This is a genomic window from Sphingomonas prati (genome assembly GCF_014643515.1).
Taxonomy (GTDB): Bacteria; Pseudomonadota; Alphaproteobacteria; order Sphingomonadales; family Sphingomonadaceae; genus Sphingomonas_R; species Sphingomonas_R prati.
On the sequence record NZ_BMJP01000001.1, the window covers coordinates 582079 to 594885 of the forward strand.

Consider the following 12807-nt stretch of genomic DNA (forward strand, 5'->3'; position numbering starts at 1 on the left):
ACGACGCGGCTAAATCCCGGAGTGTACGGACTTCATGCGACTATGCGAGCATTTCCGTCGCCGTTCCTGACATCCCTGTCGCAAAGCTCAAAGGCCGCGCAGCGCCCGTTCGCGGCCGCGCGCATGCCATTTATGCCCGATCCAGATTCGCCAGCCAATCGTCGCGATGGCATAGCCCGCGACCCCCATCCCGATCGCCAAGACTGTCAGACCGGCAAGCAACCCCGGTGCGGCCGACGACAGCAGCCAGTGCTTCCAGTCCGCGAACGTCGCGCCGGCATGGATCATCCGCATCACCGATCCCGGATCGGTCTCCATCCCGAACAGCGCGGACGCGATCCAGAGCGACGCGATCACGATCAGCGGCGTGGTCAGCGGGTTGGACAGGAACGTCGTGCCCGTCGTCAGCGGCACGTTGGCGCGGAACGGGATCGCCAGCATCGCCGCGGACAGCGGCTGCACCACCGGGATCATCACGAAGATCCCGACCGTCAGCCCAATGCCGATTGCCCGCGGCACCGACCGCCGCGTGAAACGCCAGAGCGCCGGACGCAGCAACAGATGCGCCACGGGCCGCAACAGACGGTTCGCCTCCAGCTCCTCGCGGGCCGGCATGATCGCGCGGATGCGATCGGCGAGCCAGGTCTTAGCCACGTTCGCGCATGATCCGGGCGCGGTCGCGCGACCAGTCGCGATCCTTCTGCACCTCGCGCTTGTCGTGCAGCTTCTTGCCCTTCGCCAGCGCCAGCTCGACCTTCGCCCGCCCACGCCCGTTGAAATAGATCGCCATCGGGATCAGCGTCATCCCCTCGCGCGACACGCCGGTCCGCATCTTCTCGACCTCGCGTTCGTGCAGCAGCAGCTTGCGCGGGCGCTTGGGCTCGTGGTTGAACCGGTTGCCAAAATTATATTCCGGCACGTTGGCATTCACCAGATAGACCTGCCCGTCCTTCACCTCGGCATAACTCTCCGCGATCGACCCTTCGCCGAACCGCAGCGACTTCACCTCGGTGCCGGTCAGCGCGATGCCCGCCTCGAAAAATTCCTCAAGGAAATATTCGAACCGCGCACGGCGATTCTCGGCGACCACTTTCACCTTCTCGAACTGTGGGGGCTTGGGACGCGCCATCAGGCGGCACGCTCGCGGAAGGGGAAAACGATCATGATCCGGCCTAGATGGTCCGTCCGCCCGCGCTTCACAACAGTCCGGCCGTCAGCAGCGCCGCATCGACCTGCGCCCGGCTCGCCGCGGACGGCTCCGTCATCGGCAGGCGCAGCTCGCTCGGAAAATCGGACAGCACGCGCGACAGGGCATATTTCACCGGCCCCGGCGACGCATCGCTGAACAACGCGGTGTGGAGCGGGAACAGCTTGTCCTGCAACGCCAGCGCATCGCCCCAGCGCCCCTCCAGGCACGCATCCTGGAACTCCGCACACAGTGCCGGCGCGACGTTGGCGGTGACCGAGATGCACCCCAGCCCGCCCATCGCCATGAACCCCAGCGCCATGTCGTCATTGCCCGACAGCTGGCAAAAGTCGGTCCCGCACGCCAGCCGCTGCGCCGTCACGCGCACCGCATTGCCGGTCGCGTCCTTCACCCCGATCACGCTGGGCATCGCCGCCAGCCGCGCCATCGTGTCGACATGGATATCGACCGAGGTCCGGCCCGGCACGTTGTAGAGCATGATCGGCAGGTCGCACCCTTCAGCCAGCGCCTCGAAATGGGCGATGATCCCGGCCTGCGACGGCCGGTTATAATATGGCGGCACCAGCAAAGCCGCCGCCGCTCCTGCCCGCTGGGCGGCGCGCATATGTTCCAGCGCGACGCGCGTGTCGTTCGATCCGCATCCCGCGATCACCGGCACGCGGCCCGCCGCCTGCTCGACGCAGACCGACACGACGCGGTCATGCTCGACGATCGTCATCGTGGCGCTTTCCCCGGTCGTCCCGCACGGCACCAGCGCGCTGCTGCCCGATTCGATCTGCAGGTCGATGAACTTCCGATATGTGCCTTCGTCGAACGCCCCATCGCGGAACGGCGTTACCAAGGCCGGAATGGACCCGCGAAACATGCGCTTCTCCCCTTCACCCGGACGCCGCCAACCGGCATAGTCGCCGGCATGTCACAGCCCCGTGATCGTTCAGCGCCTGATAAGGACGCCCCTGCCACCGTGTCCAGCATGCTTAGTCGTATCCTCGTCTCCTCCACGCTGCTCGCATCGGTCGCGGCCGCCGCGATGACGCTGCAACCGCAGGGCGGCGCGCTCGTCCCGCCGGCGCTGCCCGCGCCGGGTTATGCCGTGCCGTCGTCGGCCATGCCGGTCACCGGCTATGCCGCGCCGGGCTATGATCCGATCCGTTCCGCCATCGCGGAATGGACCCGGCTGCGGCAGTCCGACTCCTACGCGTTCGGCGATTATGCGCGGTTCCTGACCGCACACCCCGGCTGGCCGGGCGACGTCGCGATGCGCCGCACGGCGGAAAAGCGGCTTGAGACGAGCGGCGCCGATCCGCAGACGATCGTCGCCTTCTTCACGCGCTACCCCCCGCGCACGCCCGCCGGCAATGCGCGCTTCGCCGACGCACTGGCCGCACTCGGCCGCGCCGCCGATGCCCAGACGGCGGCGACCGCGGCCTGGACGGGCGGCTACCTGCCGCCAGATCTGGAGGCCGGCATCGCCTCGCGCTTCGGTCCGCGCTTCACCACCACCGACCAGGACCGGCGGATGGAGGCGCTGCTCTGGGCACGCGCCACCGTCCCCGCGATGCGCCAGCTCCCGCTCGTCTCGCCCGCCCGCCGGCCGCTCTACGCCGCGCGCATCGCGTTGCAGGGCAACCAGCCCGGCGCCGGCACCGCGCCTGCCAGCTTCGACAGCGATCCCGGCTATGTCGTCGATCGCGCCAACTGGCTGCGCAACGGCGGGCAGGTCCCGGCCGCACGCGCCTACCTCGCATCGCCGCTCAGGATCGAGGGGCAACCCTATGATGCGGAACGATATCTCGATGCGCTGCTGACCATCGCGCGCGGCGCCGCGACCGATAACCAGTCGAGCTACGCCTATGCCATCGCGGAAAAGGCGGAGGCCGCGTTCCCCGCCGGCACCAACATCCGCGAGCGCGATCTTGACGAGCGCGACGACTATACCAGCTTGGTCTGGCTGGGCGGCATCACCGCGTTCAAGAAGCTCAACCGACCGGCGGACGCCGCGACGATGTTCGCGCGCTACGCCCGCGCCGCACAGACGCCGCAGACCCAGACCAAGGGGCTCTACTGGGCCGGCCGTGCGGCCCAGGCAGCGGGCAACACCACCGCCGCCAACGCCTATCTGTCCGAAGCGGCGCAGCACATGGACCAGTTCTACGGTCAGCTGTCTGCCGAACGGCTCGGCCGCGCGATGGTCCTGCCGCCCGAACCCGCCTCGCCCGTTGTCGGTGCCGCCGAACGCGCCGCATTCGAATCGAGCGAACCGGTCCGTGCCGCCCGCCTGCTCGGCCGCGACGGCAACTGGCAGGACCAGACCTTGTTCGTCCGCGCGATTGCCGCGAACGCCAAGGATCAGGTCGGCCACCAGCTCGCCGTCGATCTGTCGCGGAGCATGAACCGCCCCGATCTCGGCGTCATGGTCGCGCGCAATGCCCGCATCGGCACGACCGACCCGGTGCGTTACGGCTTCCCGACCATGACGGTGCCCGGTGCCTACGCCAGCGACTGGACGATGATCCACGCAATCAGCCGCCAGGAAAGCCAGTTCGACCGCCAGGCCAACAGCCGCGTCGGCGCGCGCGGCCTGATGCAGCTGATGCCCGGCACCGCGCGAGAAACGTCGGGTAAATTGGGATTGTCCTATGATTACGGACGTTTGACGAGCGATCCGCAATACAACATCATGCTCGGCGCCAGCTATTTCCGCCGCATGCTCGACTATTATGGCGGCAGCCACGTGCTGGCGGTGGCGAGCTACAACGCCGGCCCGGGCAATGTGAACAAGTTCATCCGCGCCAACGGCGACCCCCGCATGGCCGGCGTCGATGTCATCGACTGGATCGAGGCGATTCCGCTCTCCGAAACGCGCGGCTACGTCCAGCACGTCCTGGAAAACGCCGTCGTCTACGACATGATGAACCCGAGCCGCGCCAAGATGCCTGCCACCAACCGCCTCTCCGCCTACTTGGGCAAGCGAACAGCGGGCTAACCTTCTACTGTCGTCCCCCCTCCCCTTCAGGGGAGGGGTTGGGGGTGGGGGCAACAGCACCACAAGCGCACGGCCAGCAGGCGATCCCGACCAAAATGACCGACCGCCCCAACTACATCACCCCCACCGGCTACCACGCGATGCAGGCCCGCTACCGCCACCTGCTCGGCGAGGAGCGCCCCAAGCTCGTCGAAGTCATCAGCTGGGCGGCAGGCAATGGCGACCGCTCCGAAAACGGCGACTATATCTACGGTCGCAAACGCCTCCGCGAAATCGACCGCGAACTGGGCTGGCTATCTAAACGCATGAAGGCCGCCAAGATCGTCGACCCCGCCCATCAGACGGAGCGGCACCGCGTCCTGTTCGGCGCCTGCGTCACGATCGCCGACGAGGACAACGCCGAGCGCGTGCTGACCCTGGTCGGCGAGGACGAGACCGACACTGCCGCCGGTCGGATCAGCTGGTCCTCCCCGATCGCCCACGCCCTGCGCGGCGCCACCATCGGCGACGTCCGCCGCGTCGACCTCCCCGGCGGCACGAAGGACTATGAGGTCCTGACGATCAGCTACCCGTCACCGCAGCCCTGACGCCGCACTCACGCCATCTGGCTTTAGACCACCCCCACCCCGTTCGGTTCGAGCCTGTCGAGAACCCTGCGCGGAGTGCTGGATTGGCTCGAACCAAACGGGTCGTAAGGCGTCCCTCAATCCAGCTTCAGCGCAGACCCGAAATGCGCCTTCGCCAGCGCGATCGTCTCGGGATCCGCCTCGGGCGCATCCATCGGCACATGCGTCTCCAGCACCTTCGCCACATGGGTCAGCACCGCGATCCGCGCCGCCTTCTTGTTGCCCGCATCGACGACATGCCACGGCGCGATCTCGGTATCGGTCTGACGAAACATGTCCGCCATCGCATCGAGATAGCCCGCCCGCTTGTCACGGTTCCGGAAGTCGTCGGCCCCGGTCTTCCAGCGCTTCCACGGATGCCGCACGCGCCGCATGATCCGCTCGTCCTGCTCCGTCTGGTCGATATGCAGGAACAGCTTCACGATCTTCGTCCCGTCGGCGCACTGCTGCGCCTCGAACGCGTTGATCTCGTCATAGCCGCGCCGCCACTCGTCCTCGGTCGCGTAGCCCTCGACCCGCTCGACCAGCACGCGCCCGTACCAGCTGCGATCGAACACCGCGATCCGCCCCGCGGCGGGCAACCGCGTCCAGAACCGCCACAGGAAATGCCGCGACGCCTCGTCCGGCGACGGAGCCGCGATCGGCCACACCTGGAAATAGCGTGGGTCCCATTCCGCCGTCATCCGCTGGATCGCACCGCCCTTGCCCGCCGCGTCCCAGCCCTCGAACAGGATGATCGACCGCCGCTTGTGGACGATATGGGCGACCATGTTCCGGGTCAGCCGCTCCTGCAGCTTCGTCAGATCCCCCTCATAATCGCCGTCATATTTCGCGCCGGTCTCATAATCGGAAAGGTCGATCGCCATGGTCGCAGCTCCGTTCGGTTACGCCTTCGGACCGTCCACCACCCGGATCGACAGCTCGCGCAGCTGGCGCGGCGTCGCGGGTGCGGGCGCCTGCATCATCAGGTCCTCCGCGCGCTGGTTCATCGGGAACAGCACGACCTCGCGGATGTTCGGCTCCTCCGCCAGCAGCATCACGATCCGGTCGATCCCCGGCGCGGAGCCACCATGCGGCGGCGCGCCGAACTTGAACGCGTTGATCATGCCGGAGAAGTTGGTGTCGACATCGGCCTGCGAATAGCCGGCGATCTCGAACGCCTTGTACATGATCTCCGGCTTGTGGTTCCGGATCGCGCCGCTCGAGAGTTCGACACCGTTGCAGACGATATCATACTGATAAGCCAGAATATCGAGCGGATCCATCGTCTCCAGCGCGTTAAGTTCGCCCTGCGGCATCGAGAAGGGATTGTGGCTGAAATCGACCTTCTTGGCGTCCTCGTCATACTCGAACATCGGGAAGTCGACGACCCAGCAGAACTTGAACACGCCCTCTTCGATCAGGCCCAGCTCCTCACCCGTCCGGGTCCGCGCCGCCCCGGCCAGCTTCGCAGTCGCCAACTCCTTACCGGCCGCGAAGAACACGCCGTCGTTCGGCCCCAGGCCCAGCGCCGCGATCAGCTTCGTGGTCGCCTCCTCGCCGTGGTTCTTGGCGATCGGCCCGCCGGGCACGCCGTCCTTGATGTTGATGTAGCCCAGCCCGGCATGCCCGGCCGCGCGTGCCCACTCGTTCATCTCGTCGAAGAACTTTCGGCTCTTCGCCCCCGCGCCCGGTGCCGGGATCGCGCGGACCACGCCGCCGCCCTCGACGATCTTGGCGAACAGGCCGAAGCCCGAACCGACGAAATGCTCGGTCACGTCGACGATCTCGATCGGGTTGCGCAGGTCCGGCTTGTCCGACCCGTAACGCAGCATCGCGTCGCGATAGGCGATCCGCGGGAACGGCGCGGCCGTCACCGTCCGGTTGACCGCGAACTCCTCGAAGATGCCGTGCAGCACCGGCTCGATCGCTGCAAAAACATCGTCTTGCGTGACGAAGCTCATCTCGAAATCGAGCTGATAGAACTCGCCCGGCGACCGGTCGGCGCGCGCATCCTCGTCGCGGAAGCAGGGCGCGATCTGGAAATACCGGTCGAACCCGGCGACCATCAGCAGCTGCTTGAACATCTGCGGCGCCTGCGGCAGCGCGTAGAACTTGCCCGGATGCACCCGGCTCGGCACCAGATAGTCGCGCGCACCTTCCGGCGACGACGCGGTCAGGATCGGCGTCTGGAATTCCATGAACCCCTGGTCGATCATCCGCCGGCGGATCGATGCGATGACGTTCGACCGCAGCACGATGTTGCGGTGGATCCGGTCGCGGCGCAAATCGAGGAAGCGGTAACGCAGCCGGATATCCTCGGGATATTCCTGGTCGCCCGCCACCGGCATCGGCAGCTCGCTGGCCGACGACTGCACCGTCACCGCATCCGCCACGACCTCGATCGCACCCGTCGCCAGGTTCGCGTTCGTCGCCTCGGGGCCGCGCTCCACGACCGTCCCGTCGATCGTCACCACCGATTCGGCGCGCAGCCCGTCCAGGATGCGCAGCGCCTCGCTGTCCGCCTTCGCGACGATCTGGGTCAGCCCGTAATGATCGCGCAGATCGACGAACAGCACGCCGCCATGATCGCGTTTCCGGTGGACCCAGCCCGACAAGCGGACGGTCGCGCCGACGTCGCTTTCACGAAGGGCGGCGCAGGTATGCGAACGATAGACGTGCATGTTGAAATTCACTCGAATAGTGATTTTGGAATGATGCCGCTTCACGCGTGCGACCCCGGTTTGTCAAGGCGCGCGCAGTCGCTATGACGGTCTCATGAAGATCCATCCCCTGATCACTGATAGCCAGACGCTTGCCGATCTGTGCGCCCGTCTCGCCAAATCGCCCTTTGTCGCGGTCGATACGGAATTTATGCGCGAAAACACCTACTGGCCCGAACTCTGCCTGATCCAGATTGGCGATGCGCAGGAAGCAGCGGCGATCGATCCGAAGGCCAAGGGGCTCGACATGACCCCGCTGATGGACCTGATGGTCGAGAACGAGGAGGTTCTGAAGGTTTTCCACGCCGGCGGCCAAGACCTTGAGATCATTCACAACATCACCGGCAAGACGCCCTACCCGCTGTTCGACACGCAGGTCGCGGCGATGGCGCTCGGTATGGGCGAGCAGATCGGCTATTCCAACCTCGTCGAGAGCATGGTGGGCGTGAAGCTCGACAAGGGCGCGCGCTTCACCGACTGGGCGCGGCGGCCGCTCGACCGGCGGCAGATCGACTATGCGATCGGCGACGTCACCTATCTCGCCGATATCTTCCCCAAGATGCTCGGCAAGCTGAAGCGGCAGGGGCGCGGCGCTTGGCTGGATCAGGAGATGGAGCGGCTCGGCGATCCGGCGAGCTACGTCAACATTCCCGACCTGGCCTGGCTGCGGATCAAGATCCCGAGCCGCAAGGCGGACGTGCTTGGCCGGCTGAAGGCGATCGCCGCCTGGCGCGAGCGCGAGGCGCAGACCAAGAACCTGCCGCGCGGCCGCCTGATCAAAGACGAGACTATCGCCGATCTCGCCGCCCATCCCCCGGTGCAGCAGAGCGACCTGTCGCGCGTCCGCGGCATGAGCCCGAGCTGGGCGTCGAACGACATCGGCGCACGGCTGCTGGCGGTGATCCGCGACGCGCCGCCGCTGTCCGATGCGGAGATGCCGGCGCGCGAGGACCGCAAGCCGGGGCTCGGCAAGGACGGCTCGCTGGTGGCCGACCTGCTGAAACTCCTCCTCAAGATCCGCGCCCGCGATGCCGATGTCGCCTCCAAACTGATCGCCCGCGCCGACGAACTCGAGCATCTCGCCGCCGGCCGCCGCGAGGGGCTGTCGATGCTGGAAGGCTGGCGCTTCGAACAATTCGGCCGCGACGCGCTTGATCTTGTTGAGGGGCGCCTCGCCTTCGCGGTCGTGAACGGCAAACTGACCATGACGCGCACCGCGCTGGAGACGGACAATGACGATCGGCACGACACGGGCGACGGCGATCCTGCTGATGACGCTGGCATGCGGTTGCACGCGGACGGGTGACGCCGTCCGGCCCGTGGCGACTGCCGGAAACTGCGACGCCAGCCGCATCGCGGATGCGGTGGGCAAACCGGTTTCGGACGAAACTGCGGAAGGCTGGCGCCGTCAAAGCGGCGCGCGCACCATCCGGATCGTGCGACCGGGGATGATGGTCACGGCGGATCTCCGCCCCGATCGGTTGACCGTCGACGTCGATGCCGCCGGGCTCGCGACGCGGGTCGTGTGCGGTTGACCTGAAGCAAGCGGCGCGAGGGAACGGTAAGACTCCGCTACCGGAGCGGACCGACGATCGGCTAGACCGAGCAGCGAAACGCCGTTCGTCTCTGCGTCATTCTCGCCGTCCATCCCGAGCGAAGCCGAGGCCTTGACCTAACCGCTTCTCGACTTCGCTCGAAGAAGTTCCCCGACTCTGCTCGGGATGGGCGGGAGTGGTTCACCGGAAACCCAGAGACTGGTAATCGGGCTGAGAGCGGGGATCGCGTTACCGCGACCCCCGCCCGACAGAAATCAGAACGGCAGCTTGAACCCCGGCGGCAACGGAATACCTGCCGTCATCTTGCTCATTTCCGCGGAGGACGCGGCGTCTGCCTTCGTCCGGGCGTCGTTCAGCGCGGCGGCGATCAGGTCTTCGAGCATCTGCTTTTCCGACGCGACCATCAGGCTGTCGTCGATCGACACGCCCAGAATGCGGCCCTTCGCGGTCGCCTTGATCGTCACGAGCCCGCCGCCGGACACGCCTTCGATTTCGATCGTGTCGAGGCTGTCCTGCGCCTGCGACAACTGGTTCTGCACATTCTGGGCCATCGCCAGGATATCGTCGAGATTCTTCATGCGTGGGCACTCCTCTGATCCAACGTGTAGCCCAGCAACTCGGTATCGGGAAAGGCCTCGCGCGCAGCCCGCACGACCGGCGAGTCCCACACCACCGCGCACTCCGCTGCCTGCATCGCGCGTTCCTGCTCAAGCATCGTCGGCGCGGCATCGCCCTCCTCCGCCGAAACCGTCCAGACCGTGTCGGTCAACCGGCGGAGCGCCCCCGCCAGCTTGCGCAGATCGATCGGCCGCGTCGGGCGGACCACCAGTTCAGGCGGCGCATACCGCACGAGCCCAGCGAAATCGTGTAACTCCTGCGCCAGCAACGGCTCGCCACGATCTTCGAGCAGATCGTGCAACGCGCGAAAATCAGCCGGCAGCGCAGGCTTCGGCGGCACGACCGGGTTGGGGGGCAGAACCGGCGCGGCAGCAACTGGTGCGGGCGCAGGCGGCGCGACCGATGGCTCATAGGCGCAGGACACCGCGGCCGCGGCCGGCGCAGACGCACTCACCGCAGCAGGCGCAACCCCAGCCGCCTCCATCCCCGTCAGCCGGCGAATCAGCTCCCCCGGATCGGGCAGCGTACTGGCATGCACGATCCGCAGCAGCGCCATCTCCGCGGCCTCCATCGGCAGGATCGCCGACTGGACCTCCTCATGCCCCTTCAGCAGCAGCTGCCACATTCGGTGCAGCACCGGGTAGCCCAGCCGACTCGCCCAATCCGCGAACGCCTCGCGCTCCTCCGCCGACAAAGCGGGATCGACATGATCGCCGACCTTCGCCCGCGTCACGCCGTGGCACGTCTCGAGCAGCCCGCGGAACAGCGCGGTCGGATCGACGCCCAGCTCATGCTGCCGCCCCACCGCGGCCAGCACCGCCGGCGCATCGCCCGCAAGCAGTTTCGCGAACAGCGCCCGCACCGCCCCGCGATCGGACAACCCGAGCATGTCGCGCACCTGCGCCGCGTCGACCCGGTCCTGCCCGTGGGCGATCGCCTGGTCCAGAATCGACAGCCCGTCGCGCGCCGACCCCTCCGCCGCCCGCGCGATCAACGCCAGCGCCTCGGGCTCGGCCTCGACGCCCTCCTGCTCCACCACATGCGCGAAATGACGGGTCAGCAAGTCCGCCGGGATCCGCCGCAGGTCGAACCGCTGACAACGCGACAGCACGGTCACCGGGATCTTGTTCACCTCGGTCGTGGCGAACAGGAACTTCACATGCGCCGGCGGCTCCTCCAGCGTCTTGAGCAGCCCGTTGAACGCCGCCTTCGACAACATGTGGACTTCGTCGATGATGTAGATCTTGTAGCGCGCCGAGACCGACGCATAGCGCACCGCCTCGATGATCTCGCGGATGTCGTCGATGCCGGTGTGGCTCGCGGCATCCATCTCGGTCACGTCGATATGGCGGCCCTCGGCGATTGCGCGGCATGGGTCGCAGACGCCGCACGGGTCGATCGTCGGCCCGCCCTGCCCGTCCGGCCCGATGCAGTTCAGTGCCTTGGCGATAAGACGCGCGGTCGACGTCTTGCCCACCCCGCGCACGCCGGTCAGCAGGAACGCATGCGCCAGCCGGTCGCGCCGGATCGCATTGCCCAGCGTCGTCACCATCGCATCCTGCCCGATCAGCTCGGCAAAGGTCTGCGGACGATATTTGCGCGCCAGGACGCGGTAGGGAACTGCGGATTCGGCCATGACCCGGATTTAGGTCATCGACGGGCGGTTGTCGAAGGGAGAGCTTCGAAGACGAGCGTCGATCCGGTCAGGGGGAACGACATCGTCAGGGAGCGCCGCAAGCCGCTCGACCGATCAACGATGTGGGAAGGTGGGAGCCGGAACGACCCGGTACGAAATCGTTGTGGCTGCTTCCTTCCGGATCTGACCAGATTGGCGACAGCATCGTCCGCCCGACTCCCGCGCTGCCTATGCGACATGCGCGGGTGGAGGGCAAGGGTTTGCGTTTGCAGAGCTAAAACGACAGTTCCTCGGCGCAGACCGGGACCTAGATGAAACCGTTTCACCCAGGCCCCGGCCTGCGCCGGGGAACAAGATCACGCGTTATGCGCGGTCAAACCCTCAAGCCTCGCGGAAGATCTTCCCCCAAGCGCGCACCGGACGGTCCTTCCAGTGGCCGCGGTGATAGGCATCGCTCGCCAGCAGCGGCATGACCGAGCCGGCTTCCGCGAACACCATCTGTTCGATGCCGGTGTTCACCTTGCCCCAGCTCGCCGCTTCCTGCAGCGTCGAGGACGAGCACGCGCCGTCGCGCACGTCGGCGACAGTGATCTGCACCGCGTACTTGTGGACCTGCACATCGTCATGGCCAAGGATCTCGGCACAGACGACCGTGTCCTGAATGAAGTTCTTCGGCACGCCGCCGCCGATCATCAGCAGGCCCGTGACGCCCGCCTCGATCTTGATCTGCGTCAGCTCGCGGAAATCGGCGATCGCGTCGAGCACCATATAGGGCTTGCCCGCCTTCACCGCGTCGACCTGGTGCTTCACCAGCCCGAACCCGGCCGACGAATCGACGAACGCCGGGCAGAAGATCGGCACGTCATGCTCGTAGGCGAGCTTGACGAGGCTGTTCTCCTTCTTGCCGTGCTCGACGAGATACTTGCCCATCTCGCGGATGAACTCGCGGCTGGAGTAAGCGCGCGGCTCCAGCGTCTCGGCGATCTCGAAGATCGTGTGGTCGACGTGCTGCAGCTGCTCTTCGTCGATATAGGTGTCGTAGATCCGGTCGATCAGCAGCGAGCGCAGCGTGTCGTCGTCCGGCACGTCCAGCGCCTGATAATGCTTGTGGCCGAGGCCCTCGAAGAAATCCATGTCGACGATCGACGCGCCGGTCGCGACGATGCCGTCGATCATGTTGTTGCGCAGCAGCTCCGCGTACAGATCCATGCAACCGCCGGCCGAGGTCGACCCGGCGATGACCAGGAAGATCGTGCAGTCCTTGTCGGCCAGCATCTGGTTGTAGATCTCGGTCGCACGGCCGAGGTCGCGGCTGGTGAACGACATCTTCTTCATCGCGTCCACGATCGGGCGCGCGTCGAATTCGCGGATGTCGATATGCTCGACTTCGGTGGACAGCAGCTCCGCCTTGCGGACGTCGTTGATCTTGTTGTCGGTCATGGGTGCTCCAGACGATGGGCAGGCTCGACCCCGGTC

At 66.6% G+C, this 12807-nt stretch carries 12 protein-coding genes and 1 other RNA gene; 4 read left to right on the plus strand and 9 right to left on the minus strand.

Going from position 1 to position 12807, the window contains the following annotated elements; all coding sequences use genetic code 11:
• Nucleotides 1–87: 87 nt before the first annotated feature.
• The 3 genes from IEX50_RS02595 to dapA form a co-directional block, all read right to left on the minus strand.
• The gene (locus IEX50_RS02595) at nt 88–654 is read right to left on the minus strand and encodes a DUF2062 domain-containing protein (RefSeq protein ID WP_229673608.1); all 567 of its coding nucleotides are present in this window, start codon (nt 652–654) and stop codon (nt 88–90) included.
• Complete coding sequence (gene smpB, locus IEX50_RS02600; RefSeq protein WP_157177364.1) at nt 647–1129, minus strand: SsrA-binding protein SmpB; 483 nt, start codon at nt 1127–1129, stop codon at nt 647–649. The genes IEX50_RS02595 and smpB overlap by 8 nt, the downstream gene beginning before the upstream one ends.
• A gap of 67 nt (nt 1130–1196) precedes the next feature.
• On the minus strand, nt 1197–2072 hold the full coding sequence (gene dapA, locus IEX50_RS02605; RefSeq protein WP_157177365.1) for a 4-hydroxy-tetrahydrodipicolinate synthase: 876 nt from the start codon (nt 2070–2072) through the stop codon (nt 1197–1199).
• Between the two features lie 108 nt (nt 2073–2180).
• Here dapA and IEX50_RS02610 point away from each other — a divergent pair, with 108 nt between their 5' ends.
• Both IEX50_RS02610 and IEX50_RS02615 read left to right on the plus strand, forming a co-directional pair.
• On the plus strand, nt 2181–4193 hold the full coding sequence (locus IEX50_RS02610; protein WP_157177366.1) for a lytic transglycosylase domain-containing protein: 2013 nt from the start codon (nt 2181–2183) through the stop codon (nt 4191–4193).
• A 95-nt stretch (nt 4194–4288) separates the two neighbouring features.
• Complete coding sequence (locus IEX50_RS02615) at nt 4289–4780, plus strand: GreA/GreB family elongation factor (RefSeq protein ID WP_157177367.1); 492 nt, start codon at nt 4289–4291, stop codon at nt 4778–4780.
• Between the two features lie 116 nt (nt 4781–4896).
• Here the strand turns inward: IEX50_RS02615 and IEX50_RS02620 are convergent, their stop codons facing one another.
• Together IEX50_RS02620 and aspS are read right to left on the minus strand one after the other, a co-directional pair.
• Nucleotides 4897–5685 (minus strand): polyphosphate kinase 2 family protein, encoded by a 789-nt coding sequence (locus tag IEX50_RS02620; protein ID WP_157177368.1) that lies wholly within the window; start codon nt 5683–5685, stop codon nt 4897–4899.
• Between the two features lie 18 nt (nt 5686–5703).
• The gene (gene aspS, locus IEX50_RS02625) at nt 5704–7482 is read right to left on the minus strand and encodes an aspartate--tRNA ligase (protein WP_157177369.1); all 1779 of its coding nucleotides are present in this window, start codon (nt 7480–7482) and stop codon (nt 5704–5706) included.
• Between the two features lie 94 nt (nt 7483–7576).
• Between aspS and rnd the strand changes: the two genes are divergently transcribed.
• Entirely contained in the window at nt 7577–8827 is a 1251-nt protein-coding gene (gene rnd, locus IEX50_RS02630; protein ID WP_157177370.1) for a ribonuclease D, read from the plus strand.
• Nucleotides 8828–8840: 13 nt separating this feature from the next.
• Complete coding sequence (locus tag IEX50_RS02635; protein ID WP_188699413.1) at nt 8841–9056, plus strand: I78 family peptidase inhibitor; 216 nt, start codon at nt 8841–8843, stop codon at nt 9054–9056.
• Between the two features lie 275 nt (nt 9057–9331).
• Here the strand turns inward: IEX50_RS02635 and IEX50_RS02640 are convergent, their stop codons facing one another.
• The 4 genes from IEX50_RS02640 to IEX50_RS02655 all read right to left on the minus strand — a co-directional run bounded on the left by IEX50_RS02640 (nt 9332) and on the right by IEX50_RS02655 (nt 12771).
• Nucleotides 9332–9655 carry a YbaB/EbfC family nucleoid-associated protein gene (locus IEX50_RS02640; RefSeq protein WP_157177372.1) on the minus strand — a complete coding sequence of 108 codons (324 nt, stop codon included), beginning with the start codon at nt 9653–9655 and terminating at the stop codon, nt 9332–9334.
• Nucleotides 9652–11331: a DNA polymerase III subunit gamma/tau gene (locus tag IEX50_RS02645; protein ID WP_157177373.1), complete on the minus strand. Its 1680-nt coding sequence runs from the start codon at nt 11329–11331 to the stop codon at nt 9652–9654. The genes IEX50_RS02640 and IEX50_RS02645 overlap by 4 nt, the downstream gene beginning before the upstream one ends.
• Nucleotides 11332–11457: 126 nt before the next feature.
• Nucleotides 11458–11555, minus strand: an RNA gene (gene ffs, locus IEX50_RS02650) — signal recognition particle sRNA small type.
• A 157-nt stretch (nt 11556–11712) separates the two neighbouring features.
• Nucleotides 11713–12771, minus strand: a complete 1059-nt coding sequence (locus IEX50_RS02655; RefSeq protein ID WP_157177374.1) for a 1,9-bis(guanidino)-5-aza-nonane synthase — start codon at nt 12769–12771, stop codon at nt 11713–11715.
• Nucleotides 12772–12807 lie beyond the last annotated feature (36 nt).

What these genes read in the sequence shown, in the direction of transcription:
- IEX50_RS02645 (WP_157177373.1), bottom strand. Translation starts at nt 11,331, where the DNA reads ATGGCCGAATCCGCAGTTCCCTACCGCGTCCTGGCGCGCAAATATCGT.
- IEX50_RS02610 (WP_157177366.1), top strand. Translation starts at nt 2,181, where the DNA reads ATGCTTAGTCGTATCCTCGTCTCCTCCACGCTGCTCGCATCGGTCGCG.
- aspS (WP_157177369.1), bottom strand. Translation starts at nt 7,482, where the DNA reads ATGCACGTCTATCGTTCGCATACCTGCGCCGCCCTTCGTGAAAGCGAC.
- IEX50_RS02655 (WP_157177374.1), bottom strand. Translation starts at nt 12,771, where the DNA reads ATGACCGACAACAAGATCAACGACGTCCGCAAGGCGGAGCTGCTGTCC.
- rnd (WP_157177370.1), top strand. Translation starts at nt 7,577, where the DNA reads ATGAAGATCCATCCCCTGATCACTGATAGCCAGACGCTTGCCGATCTG.
- smpB (WP_157177364.1), bottom strand. Translation starts at nt 1,129, where the DNA reads ATGGCGCGTCCCAAGCCCCCACAGTTCGAGAAGGTGAAAGTGGTCGCC.
- IEX50_RS02615 (WP_157177367.1), top strand. Translation starts at nt 4,289, where the DNA reads ATGACCGACCGCCCCAACTACATCACCCCCACCGGCTACCACGCGATG.
- IEX50_RS02620 (WP_157177368.1), bottom strand. Translation starts at nt 5,685, where the DNA reads ATGGCGATCGACCTTTCCGATTATGAGACCGGCGCGAAATATGACGGC.
- IEX50_RS02640 (WP_157177372.1), bottom strand. Translation starts at nt 9,655, where the DNA reads ATGAAGAATCTCGACGATATCCTGGCGATGGCCCAGAATGTGCAGAAC.
- dapA (WP_157177365.1), bottom strand. Translation starts at nt 2,072, where the DNA reads ATGTTTCGCGGGTCCATTCCGGCCTTGGTAACGCCGTTCCGCGATGGG.